The organism is Vibrio pelagius, from assembly GCF_024347575.1.
Classification (GTDB): domain Bacteria; phylum Pseudomonadota; class Gammaproteobacteria; order Enterobacterales; family Vibrionaceae; genus Vibrio; species Vibrio pelagius.
This window is the reverse complement of sequence record NZ_AP025503.1, coordinates 2969173-2993612: the sequence shown is the minus strand read 5'-3', so window position 1 is coordinate 2993612 and position 24440 is coordinate 2969173. Positions and strand designations below refer to the sequence as shown.

Sequence of the window (24440 nt, the reverse complement as noted above, 5' to 3'; positions counted from 1 at the left end):
TGAAATAAAAGTACCTTTATTATTTACGCAGCAAAACCTCTTCAACCATATGATCTGCGCCCTTGCGTAGAATAAGGTGCGCTCTTTCTCTGGTCGGTAAAATATTCTGCTCTAAGTTGAGGCCATTAATCGACTTCCAGATATTCTGAGCCTTATCGACCGCTTCTTGATCATTGAGCAGGGTGTAGTGGCTAAAGTAAGAACCTGGTTTGGCGAATGCACCCTCACGGAACTTCATAAAGCGATTCACATACCACTCTTGAATTTGCGCGCTGTCTGCGTCGACATAAAGAGAGAAATCCAAGAAATCTGAAATAAATACACGATGTGGTTCGTGTGGGTAGTTCATACCACTCTGCAGTACATTCAGCCCTTCGATGATCAAGACATCTGGAAGATCGACCTCTTTCACTTCGTCGGTGATGTTGTAGGTTAGGTGTGAGTAGACAGGCGCCTGCACATTGCGCTTACAGGCTTTGACATCAGAAACAAACTTCACCAAGCGTTTAATATCATAAGACTCTGGAAAGCCTTTTTTGCCCATTAATCCTTTTTCTTGCAGCACTTCGTTTGGATATAGAAAGCCGTCGGTGGTTACCAGCTCAACTTTAGGATGATTGTCCCAGCGAGAAAGCAGGGCTTTCAGTAATCGAGCTGTGGTGCTTTTCCCTACTGCGACACTGCCTGCAATACCAATAACAAAGGGAGGCGCTTTCTCGTCTTTATCCAAAAACTGTTGGAGCACTGAGTTACGGTTCTGTCTTGCTGCCACATAGAGGTTTAATAGACGTGATAGGGGTAGGTAGATCTCTACCGCTTCTTCCATCGTCAATTTTTCATTGATCCCTTGAAGCTCTTTTAAGTCATTTTCTGACAGTGTCATGGGAACTAAATTTCTTAGTTCAGACCAACGTTCGCGGTCAAATGACATAAATGGGCTCATAAAAACTCTATAGTGGGTTACAAAACAAGTGCATGGAAAATACATCATGCGCTGGATAAATAAAATATATTCGTGAGAGAGATGTGGATTAAAGAGGCAAACTTAATAAGAAATACCCACTAGATTTCATTACTTATTAGATTTTTCCATTTTTTTTCAATTTACTATTGCAAGGTGGAAAATCATTCAATAAAATGCGCCCCACTTGTGCCGACTTAGCTCAGTAGGTAGAGCAACTGACTTGTAATCAGTAGGTCACCAGTTCGATTCCGGTAGTCGGCACCACTTTCTTCCCTCTTAAGAGAGCGAGAAGAAAGCTTAAAAATTTGGAGGGGTTCCCGAGTGGCCAAAGGGAGCAGACTGTAAATCTGCCGGCACTGCCTTCGATGGTTCGAATCCGTCCCCCTCCACCATATTCTAAAGGTTAAATAGCTCAAACAGAGTTACGTGTTGCGTGCATCGTATAATGGCTATTACCTCAGCCTTCCAAGCTGATGATGCGGGTTCGATTCCCGCTGCACGCTCCAACTCAAATTTGTGTGCTGATATAGCTCAGTCGGTAGAGCGCACCCTTGGTAAGGGTGAGGTCCCCAGTTCAAATCTGGGTATCAGCACCAGTCTAAAGCTTCTTCTCCTTTAAATAAAAAAACCATTTTTTTGGTTGCGTGGTCATCAAAGCCACTTAATCCGTACCTAGAGGGACACCCCATGTCTAAAGAAAAATTTGAACGTACGAAACCGCACGTAAACGTTGGTACTATCGGCCACGTTGACCACGGTAAAACAACTCTAACTGCTGCTATCTGTACTACACTTGCAAAAGTGTACGGTGGTGAAGCGAAAGACTTCGCATCTATCGATAACGCTCCAGAAGAGCGTGAGCGCGGTATTACAATCGCAACTTCTCACGTTGAGTACGACACTCCAACACGTCACTACGCACACGTAGACTGTCCAGGACACGCGGATTATGTTAAAAACATGATCACTGGTGCTGCACAAATGGACGGCGGTATCCTAGTTGTTGCTGCGACTGACGGCCCAATGCCTCAAACTCGTGAGCACATCCTACTTGGTCGTCAAGTTGGTATCCCTTACATCATCGTATTCATGAACAAATGTGACATGGTAGATGACGAAGAGCTACTAGAACTAGTAGAAATGGAAGTTCGTGAACTTCTTTCTGAGTACGAATTCCCAGGTGATGACCTACCAGTAATCCAAGGTTCAGCTCTTGGCGCACTAAACGGCGAGAAGCAATGGGAAGACAAGATCGTTGAGCTAGCAGAAGCTCTAGATTCTTACATCCCAGAGCCAGAGCGTGCAGTAGACCAACCGTTCCTACTACCAATCGAAGACGTATTCTCGATCCAAGGTCGTGGTACTGTTGTAACTGGTCGTATCGAGCGTGGTATCCTACGTGTAGGTGACGAAGTAGAAATCGTTGGTATCAAAGAAACAACAATGACTACTTGTACTGGTGTTGAGATGTTCCGTAAGCTTCTTGACGAAGGTCGTGCAGGTGAGAACGTTGGTGCACTTCTACGTGGTACTAAGCGTGACGAAGTTGAACGTGGTCAAGTACTAGCAGCTAAAGGCACTATCAACCCACACACTAAGTTCGAGTCTGAAGTATACGTACTTTCTAAAGACGAAGGCGGCCGTCACACACCTTTCTTCAAAGGTTACCGTCCACAGTTCTACTTCCGTACAACTGACGTAACAGGCGACATCACTCTACCAGAAGGCGTAGAAATGGTAATGCCAGGTGACAACGTTCAAATGACTGTTGAGCTAATCGCTCCAATCGCAATGGACGAAGGCCTACGTTTCGCTATCCGTGAAGGTGGCCGTACTGTAGGTGCTGGTGTTGTAGCTAAAATCTTTGCATAAGATTTGACGAACCACTAGTAAAAAGGGCATCATTTGATGCCCTTTTTCTGCGCTAAAAAAAGAGTTGCGTGAAATCACAGCAACTTTGTCTCTTAGCAAAGAATAAAACGATCATTTTTGACTAAAATGACTGTTAGATGTGTTGTTCTGCAACGCAAAGGAATGTGCCCTGCAACAGCGGGGTTATTGTCGTCTATATTTAAGACTTATCACAGGTTGGTTTTATGAAAGCAAACGCTGAGACTCCTGATAGCTCAAGTGCAGCAGATACAATGAAGTGGATTGTCGCTTTTGTTCTGCTAGCCGCCGCTGTTGTGGGTAATTACCTGTATGGTGAATTATCAGTTGTAATTCGCGCTGCAGGTGTAGTTGTGCTGATTGCTGCCGCACTAGGCGTTGCAGCAACAACAACTAAAGGTAAAGCTGCGATCGAATTTGCAAAAGAATCTCGTATGGAGATTCGTAAAGTGGTTTGGCCTACACGCCAAGAAACTATGCAAACCACATTGATCGTTCTAGCTGTAAGTATTGTTATGGCTCTAGCACTATGGGGCATCGACGGCATTATGGTTCGTCTAGTTGCCTTTGTGACTGGGGTATAGAGGGTTCTGATTCATGAGTGAAGCTCCAAAAAAACGTTGGTATGTAGTTCAAGCCTTCTCTGGCTTTGAAGGTCGTGTGGCTCAATCGCTACGCGAACATATTAAAATGCACAACATGGAAGAACTGTTTGGCGATGTGCTAGTACCTACTGAAGAAGTAGTGGAAATGCGCGCGGGTCAACGTCGTAAGAGTGAACGTAAATTCTTCCCTGGCTACGTATTAGTTCAGATGATCATGAATGACGAATCATGGCACTTAGTACGCAGCATTCCGCGTGTTATGGGCTTCATTGGTGGTACCTCTGATCGTCCTGCACCAATCACTGATAAAGAAGCTGATGCGATTCTGAACCGTCTAGAGAAAGCGAGCGAAGCTCCACGTCCTAAGACTATGTTCGAAGCTGGTGAAGTGGTTCGTGTGAACGATGGTCCATTTGCTGATTTCAACGGTACAGTTGAAGAAGTGGATTACGAGAAGAGCCGCATTAAGGTTTCTGTATCGATCTTTGGTCGTGCAACGCCTGTTGAGCTTGAATTCGGTCAGGTTGAAAAGCTGGACTAAGACTCGAATAGTTGAACAAAATTGTGGATAACTTATTAGCAACTTGTTCAAATTAAAAGAGTATAAAAAACCACCTTTTTAGGGTTGTTTAAGGCGCGAATTATGATTATAATTTCGCGCCTTTTTACTTCTGAGGAAGTAAAAAGCGTTCATTGAAATTATGGGGAGCTTGCCTTATGGCTAGCGCATGTACCCAAATATTAGGAAATATCATGGCTAAGAAAGTTGAAGCTTATATCAAACTGCAAGTTGCAGCTGGTATGGCAAACCCGTCGCCACCGGTTGGTCCTGCTCTAGGTCAACACGGTGTTAACATCATGGAATTCTGTAAAGCGTTCAACGCAAAAACAGAATCTGTTGAGAAAGGTCTACCGACTCCAGTAGTTATTACTGTATACAACGATCGTTCTTTCACGTTCGTAACTAAGACTCCACCTGCTGCTGTTCTTCTTAAGAAAGCTGCTGGCGTTAAGTCTGGTTCAGGTCGTCCAAACACTGAAAAAGTGGGTACTGTAACTGACGCTCAAATCCAAGAAATCGCAGAAACTAAAGCTGCTGATATGACTGGTGCTGACATCGAAGCAATGAAGCGTTCAATCGCTGGTACTGCTCGTTCAATGGGCCTAGTGGTAGAGGGTTAATAAGATGGCAAAACTTACTAAGCGTATGCGCGTAATCCGCGAAAAAGTTGACGTAACTAAAGAGTACGAAATCAACGAAGCTGTTGCTCTTCTTAAAGAACTAGCTACTGCTAAATTTGTTGAGTCTGTTGATGTTGCTGTTAACCTAGGCATCGATGCTCGTAAATCTGACCAAAACGTACGTGGCGCTACTGTGCTACCTCACGGTACTGGCCGTGAAATCCGCGTTGCTGTGTTCACTCAAGGTGCAAACGCAGAAGCAGCTAAAGAAGCTGGCGCAGATGTTGTTGGTATGGAAGATCTTGCTGAGCAAGTGAAGAAAGGCGAAATGAACTTCGACGTAGTTGTTGCTTCTCCAGATGCAATGCGCGTTGTTGGTCAACTAGGTACTATCCTAGGTCCACGCGGCCTTATGCCAAACCCTAAAGTTGGTACTGTAACTCCTAACGTTGCTGAAGCTGTTAAGAACGCTAAAGCTGGTCAGGTTCGTTACCGTAACGACAAGAACGGCATCATCCACACTACTATCGGTAAAGCGTCTTTCGAAGCTAACCAGATTCAAGAAAACCTTGAAGCTCTGCTAGTTGCTCTTAAGAAAGCTAAGCCTTCTTCAGCGAAAGGTACTTTCCTGAAGAAAGTAAGCATCTCTACTACTATGGGTGCTGGTGTTGCTGTTGATCAGGCTAGCCTGAACACTCAAGCAAACTAATTTGCTTAGGCGCAGATTTAGTGTATACTTCTGCGCCTAATATTTGTGGTTGGGTGATTTTTGAAGCGATTCAAATCATCTATCCCAAGACCGTAGGCGCTGTGCTTTTCGGAGTTATAGCTTAATAAAACCTACGTAGGCGATGCCTAATTTAAATGAAGTGATTCATGTTTATTAGCATCGTAAACGCTCATTACACACTGTAATGAGTGCTGTAATCACAACCAGAGGTTAAACCAAATGGCTTTAAATCTTCAAGACAAAAAAGCAATTGTTGCTGAAGTCAACGAAGCAGCTAATGGTGCACTTTCTGCAGTTGTAGCTGATTCTCGTGGCGTTGAAGTTGGCGCAATGACTTCTCTACGTAAACAAGCTCGCGAAGCGGGTGTTTACATGAAAGTTGTTCGTAACACACTAGCACGTCGTGCGGTTCAGGGTACAGACTACGAGTGTCTAACTGACACTTTCACTGGTCCAACTCTGATCGCGTTCTCTAACGAGCACCCAGGTGCTGCAGCGCGTCTTTTCAAAGACTTCGCTAAAGAGAACAAAGATTTCGAGATCAAAGCTGCTGCATTTGAAGGCACAGTTACTGATGCTGAAGTACTAGCGACACTACCAACTTACGACGAAGCAATTGCACGCCTAATGATGTGCATGAAAGAAGCTTCTGCAGGCAAGCTGGTTCGTACTATCGCTGCACTACGTGACCAAAAAGAAGAAGCTGCGGCATAAGCCTTGCTTTTCACTGGTTGCTAATTAAACTTATTGTTGACTTAAAAGAGAATTGTTATGTCTATTACTAACGAGCAAATCCTAGACGCAGTTGCAGAAATGTCTGTAATGCAAGTTGTTGAGCTTATCGAAGCTATGGAAGAGAAATTCGGCGTATCTGCTGCAGCTGCTGTTGTAGCTGGCGGCGCTGCTGGTGGCGAAGCTGCTGCTGAGCAAACTGAATTCGACGTTATCCTAACTTCTGCTGGTTCTAACAAAGTACAAGTTATCAAAGCTGTACGTGGCGCAACTGGCCTAGGTCTTAAAGAAGCTAAAGGTCTTGTAGACTCAGCTCCAGCACCTCTAAAAGAAGGCGTTGACAAAGCTGAAGCTGAAGCTCTTAAAGCACAGCTAGAAGAAGCAGGCGCTTCTGTTGAAGTTAAGTAATTATTACTTAATTTCTTAGCCTAACGGCTATTGGCTGGTGGTTAAATAACCACCGGCCTTTTTGCGCTGTAGGGCTATGACGAATTTTCCCGCTGTTTAAACGTCATAACCTGAGCAAAAAAACGATTACCTTTCCAAGATAGTCGTTCACTACAGTAAACAGCTGTTAGTCACTACCCCCTCCGAGGAGTGTTTCGGGTAGTTTGGGTCACTTATCAGCGAGCTGAGGAACCCCATGGTTTACTCTTATACCGAGAAAAAGCGCATCCGTAAGGACTTTGGTACTCGTCCACAAGTTTTGGACATTCCATACCTGTTATCGATCCAGCTTGATTCTTTCGACAAATTCATCGAACAGGATCCTGAAGGTCAATACGGTCTTGAGGCTGCTTTTCGTTCTGTATTCCCAATTCAGAGCTACAACGGCAATTCTGAGCTGCAATACGTTAGCTACCGTCTTGGTGAGCCAGTTTTTGACGTTAAAGAATGTCAAATCCGCGGTGTAACTTACTCAAAGCCACTACGCGTTAAACTACGTCTAGTTATCTTTGATAAAGATGCGCCAGCAGGTACTGTAAAAGACATTAAAGAACAAGAAGTCTACATGGGCGAAATTCCGCTTATGACAGACAATGGTACTTTCGTAATCAATGGTACCGAGAGGGTTATCGTATCCCAGCTGCACCGAAGCCCAGGCGTGTTCTTCGACAGTGATAAGGGTAAAACCCACTCATCAGGTAAAGTTCTTTATAACGCACGTGTAATTCCTTACCGTGGCTCATGGTTAGACTTTGAGTTCGATCCTAAGGACAACTTATTCGTACGTATCGACCGTCGTCGTAAGCTACCAGCTTCAATCATCCTTCGTGCACTAGGTAAGTCGACAGAAGAGATCCTGGATCTATTCTTCGAGAAAGTGAACTTCGAAGTGAAAGACCAAACTCTACTTATGGAGCTTGTTCCTGATCGTCTACGTGGTGAAACTGCGTCATTCGACATCGAAGCAAACGGCAAAGTTTACGTTGAGACTGGTCGTCGTGTTACTGCTCGTCACATCCGTCAACTTGAGAAAGATGGCGTTGAGCACATCGAAGTACCAGTAGAGTACATCGTTGGTAAAGTTGCATCGAAAGATTATATCAACGAAGCAACTGGCGAGATCATTGTTGGTGCAAACCAAGAGATCAGCCTAGAGGCACTTGCTAACCTATCTCAAGCAGGTCACAAAGCTCTAGAAGTACTGTTCACGAATGACCTAGACCACGGTCCATTCATGTCAGACACTCTACGTGCAGACAGCACGGTAGATCGCATCTCTGCGCTTGTAGAAATCTACCGCATGATGCGCCCTGGCGAGCCACCAACAAAAGAAGCTGCAGAAGCTCTATTCGAAAGCCTATTCTTCTCTGAAGAACGCTACGACCTATCAACAGTAGGCCGTATGAAGTTCAACAGCTCTATCGAGCGTGAAGAAGAAGAAGAGCGCGGTACGCTAGACGAATCAGACATCATCGAAGTGATGAAGAAGCTGATCGCTATCCGTAACGGTAAAGGTGAAGTTGATGATATCGACCACCTAGGTAACCGTCGTATCCGTTCAGTAGGTGAAATGGCAGAGAACCAATTCCGTGTTGGTCTAGTTCGTGTAGAACGTGCTGTTAAAGAGCGCCTAAGCCTTGGTGATCTTGATGCGATCATGCCTCAGGACCTAATCAACGCTAAGCCTATTTCTGCTGCTGTTAAAGAATTCTTTGGCTCTTCACAGCTTTCACAGTTCATGGACCAAAACAACCCATTGTCAGAAGTAACGCACAAGCGTCGTATTTCTGCTTTAGGTCCAGGTGGTCTTACTCGTGAGCGCGCAGGCTTCGAAGTACGTGACGTTCACGTAACTCACTACGGTCGTCTATGTCCGATCGAAACGCCTGAAGGTCCAAACATCGGTCTAATTAACTCGCTATCTGCATTTGCGCGTTGTAACGACTACGGTTTCCTAGAAACTCCGTACCGTCGCGTAGTTGATGGTGTTGTAACAGACGAAGTAGATTACCTATCTGCAATCCAGGAAGGTCAATTTGTAATCGCGCAGGCGAACACCGTTCTTACTGAAGAAGGTACGTTTGCAGATGAGCTAATCACTGCTCGTCAGAAAGGTGAATCTGGTCTTCACCCACGCGACCACGTTGACTACATGGACGTTGCGACAAACCAAGTAGTATCTATCGCTGCATCGCTTATCCCGTTCCTAGAACACGATGATGCGAACCGTGCATTGATGGGTGCGAACATGCAACGTCAAGCAGTTCCGACTCTAAAAGCTGATAAGCCTCTAGTTGGTACAGGTATCGAACGTAACATCGCAGTAGACTCTGGTGTAACAGCCGTAGCTAAACGTGGTGGTATGATTCAGTCTGTAGACGCTTCTCGTATCGTAGTTAAGGTTAACGAAGATGAGCTAGTACCTGGCGAAGCTGGTATCGACATCTACAACCTAACTAAGTACACGCGTTCTAACCAAAACACATGTATTAACCAACGTCCTACCGTACTACCTGGCGAGCCAGTAGCACGCGGTGACGTACTGGCTGACGGTCCTTCAACAGACCTTGGTGAGCTAGCACTTGGTCAAAACATGCGTATCGCATTCATGCCTTGGAACGGCTACAACTTCGAAGACTCGATCTTAGTATCTGAGCGCGTAGTTCAAGAAGACCGTTTCACGACTATCCACATCCAAGAACTATCTTGTGTGGCTCGTGATACTAAGCTGGGCTCTGAAGAGATCACAGCGGATATTCCAAACGTAGGTGAGTCTGCTCTGTCTAAACTAGACGAGTCAGGTATCGTTTACATTGGTGCTGAAGTTAAGGGTGGCGACATCCTAGTTGGTAAAGTGACACCTAAAGGTGAAACTCAACTGACTCCTGAAGAGAAGCTACTACGTGCAATCTTCGGTGAGAAAGCATCTGATGTTAAAGATACTTCTCTACGTGTACCAAACTCTGTTTCAGGTACGATCATCGATGTACAAGTCTTTACTCGCGATGGTGTAGAGAAAGACAAGCGTGCACTTGAAATCGAACAGATGCAGCTTAAAGAAGCGAAGAAAGACCTAACTGAAGAGTTCCAAATTCTTGAGGGTGGCCTTCTTAACCGTGTTAAAGCTGTTCTTCTGTCTGGTGGTTACTCTGAAGCTAAGCTTGATGCAATCGGCCGTAAGAAGTGGCTAGAGCAAACACTAGAAGACGACGCGCTACAATCACAGCTTGAGCAGCTTGCTGAGCAGTGGGATGAGTTAAAAGCTGACTTCGATAAGAAGTTCGAAACTAAGCGTCGTAAGATCACTCAAGGTGATGATCTAGCGCCTGGCGTACTGAAGATTGTTAAGGTTTACCTAGCAGTTAAACGTCGCATCCAGCCTGGTGATAAGATGGCGGGTCGTCACGGTAACAAAGGTGTAATCTCTAAGATTAACCCTGTTGAAGACATGCCATACGATGAGAAAGGTCAACCTGTCGACATCGTACTAAACCCACTGGGTGTACCATCGCGTATGAACATCGGTCAGATCCTAGAAGTACACTTAGGTCTGGCTGCGAAAGGTATCGGTGACAAGATCAACCAAATGGTTAAGGAACAACAAGAACTGCACAAGTTCCGTGAGTTCCTACAGAAGGTTTACGATCTTGGTGATACTCGTCAGAAAGTTGACATTGCTGAACTGTCTGATGATCAAGTTCGTACTCTGATCAAGAACCTACGTGGCGGTCTACCGATTGCTACTCCTGTGTTCGATGGTGCTTCTGAAACGTTAATCAAAGAACTACTTAAACTGGGTGACCTACCAGAATCTGGTCAGCTAACTCTGTTTGATGGTCGTACTGGTGATGCGTTTGAGCGTCCTGTAACTGTTGGTTACATGTACATGCTGAAACTAAACCACCTTGTTGATGACAAGATGCACGCTCGTTCAACTGGTTCTTACAGCCTAGTAACTCAGCAACCACTTGGTGGTAAAGCTCAGTTCGGTGGTCAGCGTTTCGGTGAGATGGAAGTATGGGCACTAGAAGCATACGGTGCTGCTTACACGCTTCAAGAAATGCTAACAGTTAAGTCGGATGACGTTAACGGCCGTACTAAGATGTATAAGAACATCGTAGATGGCAACCATAGCATGGAACCTGGCATGCCAGAATCGTTCAACGTACTGTTGAAAGAGATCCGCTCGCTAGGTATTAACATCGAGCTAGAAGACGAAGAGTAATCCCCACGGGATTATTGGTAGAAGGTGCTCACTTTTGCGGGTGAGCTCCTTTTAACTCCTTACAGGAGCTGATTGTGAAAGACTTATTAAACTTTCTAAAAGCGCAGCATAAGACCGAAGAATTTGATGCAATCAAAATCGGTCTATCTTCACCAGACATGATCCGTTCATGGTCTTTCGGTGAAGTTAAAAAACCTGAGACGATCAACTATCGTACGTTCAAACCTGAGCGCGATGGTCTGTTCTGTGCGCGTATCTTTGGTCCAGTTAAAGACTACGAATGTCTTTGTGGCAAATACAAGCGTCTGAAACACCGTGGTGTTATCTGTGAGAAGTGTGGCGTAGAAGTTACACAAACTAAAGTTCGTCGTGACCGTATGGGCCACATCGAGCTTGCTTCACCAGTTGCTCACATCTGGTTCCTAAAATCGCTACCGTCTCGTATCGGTCTACTAATGGATATCCCTCTACGTGATATCGAACGTGTTCTTTACTTCGAAATGTACGTAGTAACTGAGCCAGGTATGACTGATCTAGAAAAATCTCAGATGCTTACTGAAGAAGAGTATCTGGATCGTCTAGAAGAGTGGGGTGATGAATTCACTGCTAAGATGGGTGCAGAAGCGATCAAAGATCTGCTTGCAACAATGGACCTTCATCAAGAAGTGGAAGAAATGCGCGAAGAGTTGGAAACAACTAACTCTGAAACTAAGCGTAAGAAGATCACTAAGCGCCTGAAGCTAGTTGAAGCCTTCATTGCATCGGGTAACGATCCACAATGGATGATTCTGACTGTACTTCCGGTTCTTCCGCCAGATCTACGTCCTCTAGTACCTCTAGATGGTGGTCGTTTTGCGACTTCAGATCTGAACGACCTTTACCGTCGTGTGATCAACCGTAACAACCGTTTGAAGCGTCTTCTAGAGCTAGCTGCTCCGGACATCATCGTACGTAACGAAAAGCGTATGCTGCAAGAGTCTGTTGATGCACTTCTAGATAACGGTCGTCGCGGTCGTGCGATCACAGGTTCGAACAAGCGTCCTCTGAAATCTCTTGCTGATATGATCAAGGGTAAACAAGGTCGTTTCCGTCAGAACCTTCTAGGTAAACGTGTAGACTACTCTGGCCGTTCTGTAATCACAGTAGGTCCATACCTTCGTCTACATCAGTGTGGTCTTCCTAAGAAGATGGCACTTGAGCTATTTAAGCCGTTCATCTATAGCAAGCTAGAGACTCGTGGCATGGCTACGACAATCAAAGCTGCTAAGAAGATGGTAGAGCGTGAAGAAGCTATCGTTTGGGATATCCTAGACGAAGTAATCCGCGAACACCCAGTACTGCTTAACCGTGCACCTACACTTCACCGTCTAGGTATCCAAGCGTTTGAACCAGTACTAATCGAAGGTAAAGCGATCCAGCTTCACCCACTAGTGTGTGCGGCATATAACGCCGACTTCGATGGTGACCAAATGGCGGTACACGTGCCTCTAACTCTAGAAGCACAGCTTGAAGCACGTACACTGATGATGTCGACAAACAACATTCTGTCGCCAGCGTCAGGTGATCCGATCATCGTACCTTCTCAGGACGTTGTATTGGGTCTTTACTACATGACTCGTGACAAGATCAACGTGAAAGGCGAAGGTATGTACCTTGCTGGCCCTGCAGAGGCTGAGAAGGCATACCGTACTAAGACTGCTGAGCTACACGCTCGCGTTAAAGTTCGTATCACTGAGACTGTTAAAGACGAAGATGGTAACAGCACAACTGAAACGAAGTTGGTTGATACAACTGTCGGCCGTGCAATGCTATGGCAAATCGTTCCAGCGGGCCTACCGTTCAGCCTAGTTAACCAAAAGCTTGGTAAGAAACAGATTTCTAACCTGCTTAACGAGGCATACCGTAAGCTTGGCCTAAAAGACACTGTCGTCTTTGCTGACCAAATCATGTACGCAGGTTTTGCATACGCAGCACTTTCTGGTGTTTCTGTAGGTATCAACGACATGGTTGTTCCTCAAGCGAAATACGATGAGATCGAATCTGCTGAAGAAGAAGTTCGTGAAATCCAAGAGCAATTCCAATCTGGTCTTGTTACTGCGGGTGAGCGTTACAACAAAGTTATCGATATTTGGGCGTCTACGAACGACCGCGTTGCGAAAGCGATGATGGATAACCTATCTTCTGAAACTGTTATCAACCGTGACGGTGAAGAAGAGCAGCAAGAATCGTTCAACAGCATCTATATGATGGCCGACTCGGGCGCTCGTGGTTCTGCAGCTCAGATTCGTCAGCTAGCAGGTATGCGTGGTCTGATGGCACGTCCAGATGGCTCAATCATCGAGACACCGATCACTGCGAACTTTAAAGAAGGTCTAAACGTACTTCAGTACTTTATCTCAACGCACGGTGCTCGTAAGGGTCTTGCGGATACGGCACTGAAAACAGCGAACTCGGGTTACCTAACTCGTCGTCTAGTAGACGTTGCTCAAGACGTTGTAGTACACGAACATGACTGTGGCACGCACGAAGGTATCGACATGATGCCTCACATCGAAGGTGGTGACGTAAAAGTTGCACTTTCTGAGCTTGCTCTAGGTCGTGTAGTAGCTGAAGACGTTCTTAAGCCTGGTTCTGAAGATGTTCTAATTCCACGTAATACTCTGATTGATGAGAAGTGGTGTCAGATCATGGAAGACAACTCTGTAGACAGCATCAAAGTACGTTCAGTTGTAACGTGTGACGCTGACTTCGGTTGTTGTGCACAGTGTTACGGTCGTGACCTAGCACGTGGTCACCTAGTGAACCAAGGTGAAGCAGTGGGTGTTATCGCTGCACAATCTATCGGTGAACCGGGTACACAGCTAACGATGCGTACGTTCCACATCGGTGGTGCGGCATCTACTGCAGCAGCAGAGAACAGCATCCAAGCTAAGACTACAGGTACGGTTAAGCTACACAACGCTAAATTCGTTATCAACAAAGACAAGAAGCTTGTAATCACTTCTCGTGCATCTGAACTAACCATCGTTGATGAGTTCGGTCGTACGAAAGAGAAGCACAAACTTCCTTACGGTTCTACGCTGACTAAAGGTCACGAAGATTCAGTTGATGCGGGTGAAGTTGTAGCTAACTGGGAAGCGCACACTATGCCAATCATCACTGAAGTGGCAGGTCGCATCCAGTTCGTAGACATGATCGATGGCGTAACAGTTTCTCGTCAGACAGATGACCTAACAGGTCTATCTTCTTCTGAAGTAACTGATGCAGCAGCGCGTCCAGCAGCAGGTAAAGATATGCGTCCAGCTATCAAACTTGTTGATGCAGCAGGCAACGACGTAATGATCCCTGGTACTGATATGCCAGCTCACTACTTCCTACCTGGTAAAGCGATTGTAAACATCGAAGATGGCGCAGAAGTTGGCATTGGTGACACGCTTGCACGTATCCCTCAGAAATCTGGCGGTAACAAAGATATCACCGGTGGTCTACCACGCGTAGCAGACCTATTCGAAGCTCGTAAGCCTAAAGAGCCTGCGATCCTTGCTGAGCACACAGGTACTGTGTCTTTCGGTAAAGAAACGAAAGGTAAGCGTCGTCTAGTTATCACTCGCGAGGGTGGCGAAACTTACGAAGAGATGATTCCTAAGCATCGTCAACTGAACGTGTTTGAAGGTGAGAAGATTGAACGTGGTGATGTAATCGCTGACGGTCCAGAAACTCCACATGACATCCTACGTCTACGTGGTATTCACGCTGTGACTCAGTACATCGCGAACGAAGTTCAAGAAGTTTACCGTCTACAAGGCGTAAAGATTAACGATAAGCACATCGAGACTATCGTTCGTCAAATGCTACGTAAGTGTACAATCACGCATGCAGGTGACTCTGAGTTCCTACCTGGCGAGCAAGTTGAATACTCACAAGTTAAGATTGCTAACCGTGCACTAGAAGCGGAAGGTAAAGAACTAGTACGCTTCGAGCGCGAACTACTAGGTATTACTAAAGCATCTCTAGCAACTGAGTCATTCATCTCTGCGGCATCGTTCCAGGAGACAACTCGCGTACTAACAGAAGCTGCGGTTTCTGGTAAGCGTGATGACCTACGTGGTCTGAAAGAGAACGTAATTGTTGGTCGTCTGATCCCAGCTGGTACTGGTTTCGCATACCACCAAGAGCGTCAAGCTAAGCGCGAAGAAGAGCAAGAAGGTCCTTCAGCTGAACAAGCTACTGACAACCTAGCTGCACTTCTAAATGCAGGCTTCTCTTCTGACGAGTAATCGTTAAGAGCTTAAAAGAAAAGGCACCTTCGGGTGCCTTTTTTGTTTTTGGGTGAGTCGGGAATCACCGTTTAAAGAGAACTCGAATTATGAGTTTTTACTATTGGGAATGCTGTTCTAAAAACGCAAAAGGGCTGACGCCATTAACGCCAACCCTCATGATTTAATCTTCTTTTTCGTTTCTTGCTTATGCGCCTGGCGGAATCGCTAGACTGTCGGCAATAAGCTGGATCAGATGGTCTTCCACTTCAAAACGCACTTCGAGTAGTTCTCCAACCTTCGACATGTCTGCCTCGAAGTCCGGTAATTCATCATCCGCACTTACTTTTACGTATTTATCGTTGAACTCTAGCAGCGGCTCAGTTGTGAGGACGATCTTCGCGTAAGTAGTGTCGATTTCGTTATTGGTCTTAAAGCCAGTTGCTTGCCATTTTTCCATGACCATATCGTAGATCTTAAAATGACCTTCAGAGATATAATCAACAACATGATCGCAAAATGAGCTGATTTCTTTAGGAGAAGGGAGTTCAACAACGTTTGATTGCCCGTTTGCTGGCTGAAGAGTACCTAGCTTGCAATACTCGACGATTAGAGACTGTCGAGTTTCGAGCCAATGATCGATGACCTCATTCGAGCCACCCCATTGTTCTTGTACTTGTTTAAATTTATTTAGCATGACCATGTCCTCATGATCTGATCACAACCTTGTGATCATGATAAGTGCTTAAGTAGGGGTCCATTTGTTATACGCTACTAAAAGTAATAGCCTGAATTAATATCGGCTACAACTCTAGTATGAAATTAGATTGCCAGTAAAATGAACGAACTGCAAGCAATGAGGCATAGGGATGTTAAAAAAAGGTGACGGTAAGATGACGGACAAAGCGTATTGGTGTGTCGTCTCGGGGAGTGATATTTGGACCACAGAAGGTCGTTTGCCGTTTGGCACTGCTGTGGATTTCGAACTGAATGCCGAACACGCGATATGCATTGGTCAGTATCAAAATCACAATGTTTACTGGCTCAATGATTCAGACAGCGATCTTCAATTTGAGATGCAAAGCCTGCGCGAATTGCTGCATTGGCCTGAGGCTCTATTTTTGTTCGCTAGCAAAGCGATTCAGTACGGTCACATGAGCCAAAGCATGCGTTTTTGCCCACAATGTGGCGGACGCAATCACCTCAACCATAACCAAGTCGCAATGCAATGTGGTGATTGTCGCACGTTGCACTATCCAAGAATCTTTCCATGCATCATTGTCGCTGTAAGGCACGACAATAAGATTTTGCTTGCTCAGCACCCACGACACAAAACCGGGATGTATACGGTGATAGCGGGCTTCCTAGAAGTCGGAGAGACTCTCGAACAGTGTGTTGCTCGTGAAGTGAAAGAAGAAACAGGAATCGATGTGACTAACATCCGATACTTCGGCAGCCAGCCTTGGGCTTTTCCTTCGAGTATGATGATGGGCTTTCTTGCCGACTACGCTGGTGGTGTACTGAAGCCAGACTACAGTGAACTGTCAGATGCTCAATGGTTTACGAAAGATTCTATGCCAGACGTCGCGCCGAAAGGGACTATTGCAAGAGCGCTGATTGAGCAGACGATTGAAGATATCGCTGCGGATTAACTCTGTCTGAAAAGGATAGGTTGGCCTACAGGAGTATTTGGCCTATGGGTGGTCAAATACTTAAAAAAAACCCTCCACAAGTGGAGGGGGTAAGTAAGATGTCGTTATGAGATGCTGAGTTGTAGGAACTCAGTGTTATAATTGTAATTTTCGCTAGCGAACAAATTTTTAACATGTGCCTATGATTGGGTGCAAATTAAGCATTGATTTAAAAGTTAATAACTTGATCTAGGTTGCAAAGCACACAGCTTTTACCTTGCAATCAGTGTTAGAATACACGCCAACAACTAGACAAGATTGAATTGGAATTTACGGAATGACCGAATTAAAAAATGATCGCTATCTACGCGCACTCTTAAAACAGCCTGTTGATTACACGCCAGTATGGATGATGCGCCAGGCAGGTCGTTATCTTCCAGAGTACAAGGCAACTCGTGCTGAAGCGGGTGATTTTATGTCGCTTTGTAAGAACGCTGAACTAGCATCTGAAGTAACGCTTCAACCTCTACGTCGCTTCCCTCTTGATGCAGCAATCTTGTTCTCAGATATTTTGACGATTCCTGATGCTATGGGTCTTGAACTGCGCTTTGCCGCGGGCGAGGGGCCGGTTTTCGATAAGCCAATCACCTGCAAAGCAGACGTAGAGAAAATTGGCCTGCCAGATCCAGAAGGTGAACTGCAGTACGTAATGAACGCAGTTCGTCAGATCCGCAAAGATCTAAACGGTGACGTTCCACTGATCGGTTTCTCTGGTAGCCCATGGACACTGGCGACTTACATGGTTGAAGGTGGCAGCTCGAAAGCCTTCACTAAGATCAAGAAGATGATGTACGCAGAACCTCAGACTTTGCACCTGCTTCTAGATAAGCTAGCAGACAGCGTTATCGAGTATCTAAATGCGCAAATCAAAGCGGGTGCTCAATCAGTGATGGTATTTGATACTTGGGGTGGTGTACTGACTCCTCGTGATTACAACCTGTTCTCACTGCAATACATGCATAAGATTGTTGATGGTCTTATCCGTGAAAATGATGGTCGTCGCGTACCAGTGACGCTATTCACTAAGAACGGTGGTATGTGGCTAGAGCAGATCGCAGCGACGGGCTGTGACGCAGTTGGTCTAGACTGGACAATCAACATTCAAGATGCGGTTAAACGCGTGGGTGACAAGGTTGCACTGCAAGGTAACATGGATCCTTCTATGCTTTATGCTTCTCCAGAGCGTATCCGTGAAGAAGTCTCTACGATTCTTGAAGGTTTCGGTGATGCGGGTACTGGCCACGTATTTAACCTTGGTCACGGTATTCACCTAGACGTGCCGCCAGAAAATGCAGGCGTGTTCGTAGAAGCGGTACACGAGCTGTCTAAGCCTTACCATAAGTAACGCTTAAAATTAAATTTTTTCCAAAGCCCCTCACTGTTGTAGTGAGGGGCTTTTTCGTTTCTACGTGTTTCCACAGGTGTCTCGATAATTTTCGACTATGATCTACATAACGGGGAAATTCGAAGGAGTTGAGTATGTTGAGAGTGGGTTTTGCTTGGTTATTGAGTGCGCTACTGATTTCTGGTTGTGCTTCGGACGTGGCGACCGACTATGACTCCTCGGTCGATTTTAGTGGTTTTTCAACCTATCAGTATCATGAGGATCCTAATACGCCCGTCACCTTAGATGGCGCTCGAATAAAGAAAGCGGTCGATAAAGAGATGGCTTTAAGAGGGATGCGCTTGTCTGAGTCTGATGGTCAGTTGACGGTCCATTATGAGATTTTGGAAGCCTCTGAATTGCTGGCGGATGGACCGACGTTTAGTTTTGGTTTTGGTACGGGTAGCATCAATAGCCGTTATGGCGCTGGCGTGAGTACACCAACTCGAGTCAAAGAGAAGAAATACGGCAAGCTCAGTGTCAACTTGATTGATACACAAACTAACGACGTGGTGTGGCGCTCCGTCTCTCAAAGACAGCTAACTGAAACCATGGACTCTGAAGAGCGAAACGAATTCGTTCAAGACCAGGTGCAGCAGATGTTCGAAGAGTACCCAATTGCTGCGCCACAAGCGAAGTAAACCGCTAGTACCCTTTGTCGAAGTCAATCTGGTGTTTGAGTTGGAAGCCATCACGCCAAGACAGGTAGTTGTTAGCGAATATCTCGACGACCTGACACGGCTCACTAAGCGCTGCAATATGAGGGGTGATAGTGATTTGTGGTAGTCCCCAGAAAGGGTGCTCTTTTGCGAGAGGTTCGTTTTCAAACACATCCAAGAAAGCGTGTTCCACCCAACGGTTTTTGAGTGCCAACAGAAGTCCTGCTTCATCGAGTGTACTGCCACGGCCTACATTAAATAGCAGTGCACCTTGGCAATGACTGAGCAGTTCACCATCGAGCAACCTATTGGTTTGCGCTGTTGAGGGTAGGGTATTGACGATGATATCCGCTTGCTTGAGCGCGACGTGCGCTTCGTTAATATGGTAAGTGCTGTCAAACGATGTTTGATGTGGTGGTATGCCGGTGCGGTTTACTCCAATCGCTTTAAGACCGAAGGCTTGTGCAACTTTGGCAAGATGGCTACCAATCGAACCGGTACCGAGGATCACCATAGTACGACCGTTGAGTGATTGATAGAGCTGTGGTTGCCACTGCTTTTGAGCTTGTTGCTGGTGGTAGTGTTGAAAATGGCGGTAGTGGCTGATGCTATAACCTAGCACATATTCAGCAATGAGTGGCCCGAAGATACCTCTGACGTTGGTGAGAGTGTAATCTTGACGAAGTTCAGAACTGATGAGTGTATTAATACCAGCGTAGGTGCTTTGCAGCCAGTCTAGCTTGGTGAACTCGTTTAGGCGTTGGGCAACCAGAGGCGGCGCGGCGAGCACAATGTCCGCTTCTGCAGCGGTTTCAGTGATTTCTAGGTCGGGTAAGGCGTGTTCAAGGAGCAGTTGTTGATAGGTCTCGTTGTGCTCGGTGAGAATATAGAGTTTATTGGTGAAATTGTTCATCGGCTTACCTTTTTTCCCTAAGGTTTATCAAGTACACTTTCGCTGTCTTTTTCTGCAACTATTGAGTGACTATGCTACAGAATCCACTTCAGGTTCGTCTTGAAAAACTAGAACCTTGGCAACAAATTACTTTCATGGCGTGTCTGTGTGAGCGTATGTACCCTAACTATGCCATGTTTTGTGAGAATACAGAATTTGCCGAAGCACGAATCTACCGTGATGTGTTAGACAGTGTCTGGGAAATCCTAACGGTAAAAACCGCGAAGGTGAACTTTGAGCGTCAACTAGAGAAAATTGAAGAGCTATTCCCGAGTGCAGAAGATTTCGACTTCTATGGTGTGTACCCTGCAATGGATGCTTGCCAAGGTCTCGCTACACTGCTGCATGGCTTATTGGACCGCGAACATCTATTTGAAGCGGTAATTAAGGTTAGCCAACAGTCAGTGAAGACGGTCGCGGATCTTGAGTTTGCTCAAGGAGCAGACGAAGTGACTAACCAAAACCAAAAAGAGAACGAAGCAGTATGTGAAGAGTGGGACGTTCAGTGGGCTATTTTCCGCCCTCTACGTGAAACCACAGAGCGCGATATTGAGCTGATTAAAGATTTACGCCATGAACTGCGTGAAGAGCCTGTCAGCAATATCGGTGTTGCTATCTAGCTTGCGATCGAATAGTAAAAAGAAAGGCTCCGTTTGGAGCCTTTCTTGTCTGTGCTTGATTACGCTTTCTTATCTGCTGAAGAGACATCAGAGTCTTGGTTAACTTCAGCTTCGGCTTCAATTTTTTCTGCAGCTTCTTGTTGTTCTTTCGGTTCAGCTTTCTCTTCGAGCTCTTCTTCATGCTCGTCATCGCGGCTTTCGATTACGCCGTGGGTCTCTTTCCAGTTTTCCCAACGCTGAAACGCCAGTTCTTGCATGTCTGTGTTCTTGTCGGCTTCATCGATGATCTCTTCACCTAGGAGGTGCTCAAAGATGTCTTCTAGCGTTACAAGGCCTTGTACTGTGCCGTATTCGTCAACCACAAGTGCGAGTTGAAGGCGGTGCGTCATCATCTGGTCAAACACTTTTGGTAGAGCTGTGTTGTTCAATACCACTTGGATAGGGCGCATGATCGAGCCAAGCTGTTTTTCACCGCTGCCTGATTGCTGAAGCTTGAACAGCTCTAGACGGTGCACGAAGCCAATAATGTTGTCACTCTGCTCGCTGTAAACCAGTGGGCGAGAGAACGGCGTATCTTTGTGCTCAGAAAGAAACTCATTAATCGTCATCTCTGCATCAACACGAAATACGACTGGACGAGGCGTCATAACTTGAGTGACAGGGACGTTTTGAATGCCCAGCAGGTTACTCAGAATTTTAGATTCACCTTCCGCAAATTCACCGCTCTCTTTTGCTAGGATCGCCATCGCAGATAGCTCGTCGCGCATTTTTGGCGCTTCGTGGCCGCGGGCGAGACGTTTAGTAATTTGTTCAGAGAACCATACGAAAGGTGTTAGGAAGAAAACCATCCAACGCAGAACCGTTGACGACGCAGGTGCAAGTTGACGCCAGTAAGTTGCTCCTATGGTCTTAGGAACGATTTCTGATAGGACTAGAATGCCGAGAGTCAGTACGGCAGAGAACACGCCTAGCCACTGGCTACCAAACACAACTGCCGCTTGTGCACCCGCTGTCGCAGCACCGATAGTATGCGCGATGGTGTTGAGCGTTAGGATAGAAGCAAGTGGTCTATCAATGTCTGTTTTCAGCTTATCGAGCGACTCAGCAGCAGGGTGACCTTGTTGCTTGAGTTGAGCGATGTAGCTTGGACTGATACTCAGTAACACAGCTTCCAAAACAGAACAGATAAAAGAAATTCCAATGGCAATGGAGACGTAGATAGTTAACAGCAGCATGTTTGCCCTTAATGATAGATTGTACGCTTTGTCAGCGATTCAAGCTGGATTATAGAAAAAAATTGATGCTTTGGTCATCATTAATTTTAGTCTCAGCCCCCTTTAAACAAGGGCTTGGAAGGGAATTTGAGTAACAAATTGTGAGTTATTACTCATATTATGGCTAAAACTACGGCATTAGAGTCAAAGATCATCGACAAACCTTTGCCAGATGGGGCATTTATGTTTTAGAGTGAATTGAATTTAAAAATACAAAGAAGGGAAACCTAAAATGAACAAGACCCAATTAATCGACTTTATTGCTGAAAAAGCGGACCTTTCTAAAGCTCAAGCGAAAGCTGCGTTAGAAGCGACTCTTGGCGGCGTAACTGATGCTCTTAAAGATGGCGATCAAGTTCAGCTAATTGGTTTTGGTACTTTCAAAGTAAACCACCGTGCAGCTCGCACTGGTCGTAACCCAAAAACTGGTGATGAGATTCAAATCGCTGCTGCAAATGTTCCAGCATTTGTTGCAGGCAAAGCACTGAAAGATTCAGTGAAATAATCTAAACTGTACCGAGGTAGTTGTATTCCACCTCGGTACAGGTTTTATGAAAAAAACATTTCTTCTCGTTTCTCTCTTCTCTGCACTTCTCGTTGGGTGTTCCTCATCCAGTCCGACGCAAAATCTCGAACAATTTGAAACCTATACTGGCGGTCAGGTTATGGGTGATGCCACGAGTTTCTATTGGATCACCAATAAGCTTACACAGCCACACAGCTCAGCGGATTACGTTACTCTAGGCGATTATGGCTGGTACAAAACCGATTATGCTTGGTCGAACGGTATCTTGCGAGAGTTCATCCGTGAAGGTGAACAGCGCGACTCTAATGGTAAACTCGTGCCATACCGTGTCCATGTGCGTTTTAATACGTCGGGTGAGGCTGTCTATCAACAACACCGTATCAATGAAAAAATCTTACCGATTCAAGTCAAGCAGTTAGAGCGATACAAAAAAGAAGCGAGGTCTGTGTTGACTGCGACTGATAGACAAAATGGCGAAGGCCTAGAGTTGCTACAAGGCTACTGGAATGGCACCTCATTTGAGAGTTGTGACGGTGACGAATTCACTGAATTTGAATTTAATCAAACACTGCCAAACTTTGTGATTAATCGCTTAGCGACGGTAGACAGTTATGCGGCGGTGCTGGGTAATGTATCACTTGGTAAGGGTAGCGTATCGGTTGAAGAGTTACTGATGCTAGCGGAAGACAGCCACGACTGTATTGTGCGCCCTACGTTGTTGAAAGAGCAGTAGAGATATCACTGCTGAGAAGCATTTGGTGTAAAAGGATCATGGTAGGCCAAATACTCTGAAGGCTGCAAATTAGGTTCAAAAATTAAAAAAGGCGCATGATGCGCCTTTTTAATACCTGCAATCTCAACAATGATTACTTCTGCTCGCGCTCAATCGCACGGTAACCGATGTCATTGCGGTGGAACATACCATTCCAGCTAACTTGCTTAGTTAGCGCGTACGCTCGCTCCTGAGCCTCAGAAACGCTATTGCCAAGAGCAGTAGCACACAAGACACGACCGCCATTCGTCACCACTTCGCCAGCTTCGTTATTCGCTGTACCTGCATGGAAGATCTTTTGGCCTTCAACATCGCCTTCAGGTAGTGAAATTACGTCACCTTTTGCGTAGTCAGCAGGGTAGCCGCCAGCTGCAAGAACAACACCAATTGAAGCGCGTGGGTCCCACTTAGATTCTGCTTGGTCTAGCTTCTCGTCGATAGCCATTAGGCAAAGCTCAACAAGGTCTGACTCCATGCGCATCATGATAGGTTGCGTTTCTGGGTCGCCGAAACGGCAGTTGTATTCGATAACTTTCGGTGTGCCGTCTGCTGCGATCATCAGACCTGCGTATAGGAAACCTGTGTAAGGCGCGCCTTCTGCGTCCATGCCACGTACCGTTGGGTAGATAACTTCTTCAAGGATACGGTTGTGGATCTCAGGCGTTACTACTGGAGCTGGAGAGTAAGCCCCCATACCACCAGTGTTCGGGCCAGTGTCTTTGTCGCCAACACGTTTGTGGTCTTGGCTGGTGGCCATAGGCAGTACGCTAGAACCGTCAACCATTACGATGAAGCTTGCTTCTTCGCCTTCAAGGAACTCTTCGATAACCACGCGGCTGCCAGCTTCGCCAAATGCGTTGCCTGCCAACATGTCTTTGATTGCGTCTTCTGCTTCTTCCAGAGTCATCGCAACGATAACGCCTTTACCAGCCGCAAGACCGTCAGCTTTCACTACGATTGGCGCGCCTTGTTCACGAACGTAAGCGATAGCGGGTTCAATCTCAGTGAAGTTCGCGTAAGAACCGGTTGGGATGTCGTGACGAGCTAGGAAGTCTTTAGTGAATGCTTTAGAGCCTTCTAGCTGTGCTGCGGCTTGAGTTGGACCAAAGATAGGCAGACCCACTTCGCGGAACGCGTCAACCACACCAATGACGAGAGGTGCTTCAGGGCCAACGATAGTCAGTTCTATTTTTTTCTCTTGAGCAAACGCGACTAAACCAGCGATGTCTTCAACGCCAATGTTTACGTTCTCAAGTTTTGGCTCAAGCGCCGTACCTGCGTTACCTGGCGCGATGAATACTGTTTCAACGTTTGGGTTTTGTGCTGCTTTCCAACCAAGTGCGTGCTCACGACCGCCGGCACCGATGATCAATACATTCATGTTTTAATCCTTCAATCAAAAATCGTCATTCTCGAAGTTGAGGAACGAAACTGTCGGGAATCTGTTTAACGTTTTAAACCAAGAGATTCCGTATTACGCTCGTTCCTCGCTATACGGAATGACGGTTTTGAGAAATTTAAGTTAAGTCTT

At 45.9% G+C, this 24440-nt stretch carries 19 protein-coding genes, 4 tRNA genes and 1 pseudogene; 19 read left to right on the top strand and 5 right to left on the bottom strand.

Going from position 1 to position 24440, the window contains the following annotated elements; all coding sequences use genetic code 11:
- Positions 1-19: 19 nt before the first annotated feature.
- The gene (gene coaA / locus vsple_RS13335; protein ID WP_032550054.1) at positions 20-943 is read right to left on the bottom strand and encodes a type I pantothenate kinase; all 924 of its coding nucleotides are present in this window, start codon (positions 941-943) and stop codon (positions 20-22) included.
- Positions 944-1152: 209 nt separating this feature from the next.
- On the opposite strand from coaA, the gene vsple_RS13330 reads away from it, so the two are divergent.
- The 13 genes from vsple_RS13330 (at position 1153) to rpoC (ending at position 15052) form a co-directional block, all read left to right on the top strand.
- Positions 1153-1228 (top strand) — tRNA-Thr (locus vsple_RS13330).
- 43 nt (positions 1229-1271) lie between these two features.
- Positions 1272-1356 (top strand) — tRNA-Tyr (locus tag vsple_RS13325).
- Between the two features lie 39 nt (positions 1357-1395).
- A tRNA-Gly gene (locus vsple_RS13320) sits at positions 1396-1470 on the top strand.
- 14 nt (positions 1471-1484) lie between these two features.
- Positions 1485-1560, top strand: a tRNA-Thr gene (locus vsple_RS13315).
- A 91-nt stretch (positions 1561-1651) separates the two neighbouring features.
- Positions 1652-2836 carry an elongation factor Tu gene (gene tuf, locus vsple_RS13310; RefSeq protein WP_261882166.1) on the top strand — a complete coding sequence of 395 codons (1185 nt, stop codon included), beginning with the start codon at positions 1652-1654 and terminating at the stop codon, positions 2834-2836.
- Between the two features lie 224 nt (positions 2837-3060).
- Complete coding sequence (gene secE / locus vsple_RS13305) at positions 3061-3438, top strand: preprotein translocase subunit SecE (protein ID WP_032549907.1); 378 nt, start codon at positions 3061-3063, stop codon at positions 3436-3438.
- A gap of 13 nt (positions 3439-3451) precedes the next feature.
- Complete coding sequence (nusG, locus tag vsple_RS13300) at positions 3452-4000, top strand: transcription termination/antitermination protein NusG (protein WP_032549909.1); 549 nt, start codon at positions 3452-3454, stop codon at positions 3998-4000.
- 212 nt (positions 4001-4212) lie between these two features.
- Positions 4213-4641: a 50S ribosomal protein L11 gene (rplK, locus tag vsple_RS13295; RefSeq protein WP_026084318.1), complete on the top strand. Its 429-nt coding sequence runs from the start codon at positions 4213-4215 to the stop codon at positions 4639-4641.
- A 4-nt stretch (positions 4642-4645) separates the two neighbouring features.
- Entirely contained in the window at positions 4646-5350 is a 705-nt protein-coding gene (rplA, locus tag vsple_RS13290) for a 50S ribosomal protein L1 (protein ID WP_032549910.1), read from the top strand.
- A gap of 240 nt (positions 5351-5590) precedes the next feature.
- Positions 5591-6085: a 50S ribosomal protein L10 gene (gene rplJ / locus vsple_RS13285; RefSeq protein WP_032549911.1), complete on the top strand. Its 495-nt coding sequence runs from the start codon at positions 5591-5593 to the stop codon at positions 6083-6085.
- A 57-nt stretch (positions 6086-6142) separates the two neighbouring features.
- The gene (gene rplL / locus vsple_RS13280; RefSeq protein ID WP_063524626.1) at positions 6143-6511 is read left to right on the top strand and encodes a 50S ribosomal protein L7/L12; all 369 of its coding nucleotides are present in this window, start codon (positions 6143-6145) and stop codon (positions 6509-6511) included.
- A 235-nt stretch (positions 6512-6746) separates the two neighbouring features.
- Positions 6747-10775 (top strand): DNA-directed RNA polymerase subunit beta, encoded by a 4029-nt coding sequence (gene rpoB, locus vsple_RS13275; protein WP_255229668.1) that lies wholly within the window; start codon positions 6747-6749, stop codon positions 10773-10775.
- A 74-nt stretch (positions 10776-10849) separates the two neighbouring features.
- Positions 10850-15052 (top strand): DNA-directed RNA polymerase subunit beta', encoded by a 4203-nt coding sequence (gene rpoC / locus vsple_RS13270; protein WP_261882223.1) that lies wholly within the window; start codon positions 10850-10852, stop codon positions 15050-15052.
- A gap of 187 nt (positions 15053-15239) precedes the next feature.
- Here rpoC and rsd read toward each other — a convergent pair whose 3' ends face one another.
- Positions 15240-15734 (bottom strand): sigma D regulator, encoded by a 495-nt coding sequence (rsd, locus tag vsple_RS13265; RefSeq protein WP_255229670.1) that lies wholly within the window; start codon positions 15732-15734, stop codon positions 15240-15242.
- 166 nt (positions 15735-15900) lie between these two features.
- On the opposite strand from rsd, the gene nudC reads away from it, so the two are divergent.
- The 3 genes from nudC (at position 15901) to vsple_RS13250 (ending at position 18747) form a co-directional block, all read left to right on the top strand.
- The gene (gene nudC / locus vsple_RS13260) at positions 15901-16683 is read left to right on the top strand and encodes an NAD(+) diphosphatase (RefSeq protein ID WP_255229671.1); all 783 of its coding nucleotides are present in this window, start codon (positions 15901-15903) and stop codon (positions 16681-16683) included.
- Between the two features lie 316 nt (positions 16684-16999).
- Positions 17000-18067, top strand: coding sequence for a uroporphyrinogen decarboxylase (hemE, locus tag vsple_RS13255; RefSeq protein ID WP_032549917.1), 1068 nt, complete (start codon positions 17000-17002; stop codon positions 18065-18067).
- A 134-nt stretch (positions 18068-18201) separates the two neighbouring features.
- Positions 18202-18747 (top strand): DUF4136 domain-containing protein, encoded by a 546-nt coding sequence (locus vsple_RS13250; protein ID WP_261882222.1) that lies wholly within the window; start codon positions 18202-18204, stop codon positions 18745-18747.
- A gap of 4 nt (positions 18748-18751) precedes the next feature.
- Here the strand turns inward: vsple_RS13250 and vsple_RS13245 are convergent, their stop codons facing one another.
- Positions 18752-19678 (bottom strand): D-2-hydroxyacid dehydrogenase, encoded by a 927-nt coding sequence (locus vsple_RS13245; RefSeq protein ID WP_261882221.1) that lies wholly within the window; start codon positions 19676-19678, stop codon positions 18752-18754.
- A gap of 71 nt (positions 19679-19749) precedes the next feature.
- On the opposite strand from vsple_RS13245, the gene vsple_RS13240 reads away from it, so the two are divergent.
- The gene (locus tag vsple_RS13240; protein ID WP_032549920.1) at positions 19750-20337 is read left to right on the top strand and encodes a YjaG family protein; all 588 of its coding nucleotides are present in this window, start codon (positions 19750-19752) and stop codon (positions 20335-20337) included.
- Positions 20338-20507: 170 nt separating this feature from the next.
- Here the strand turns inward: vsple_RS13240 and vsple_RS13235 are convergent.
- Positions 20508-21572: pseudogene (locus vsple_RS13235) on the bottom strand (CNNM domain-containing protein); the annotation flags it as partial.
- Between the two features lie 271 nt (positions 21573-21843).
- On the opposite strand from vsple_RS13235, the gene hupA reads away from it, so the two are divergent.
- Positions 21844-22116: a nucleoid-associated protein HU-alpha gene (hupA, locus tag vsple_RS13230; protein WP_004729753.1), complete on the top strand. Its 273-nt coding sequence runs from the start codon at positions 21844-21846 to the stop codon at positions 22114-22116.
- A gap of 46 nt (positions 22117-22162) precedes the next feature.
- Positions 22163-22870, top strand: a complete 708-nt coding sequence (locus tag vsple_RS13225) for a DUF1481 domain-containing protein (RefSeq protein WP_261882219.1) — start codon at positions 22163-22165, stop codon at positions 22868-22870.
- A 133-nt stretch (positions 22871-23003) separates the two neighbouring features.
- Here the strand turns inward: vsple_RS13225 and purD are convergent, their stop codons facing one another.
- A complete protein-coding gene (gene purD, locus vsple_RS13220) occupies positions 23004-24290 on the bottom strand; it encodes a phosphoribosylamine--glycine ligase (protein WP_255229684.1) in 1287 nt (428 codons plus the stop codon).
- Between the last annotated feature and the right edge of the window lie 150 nt (positions 24291-24440).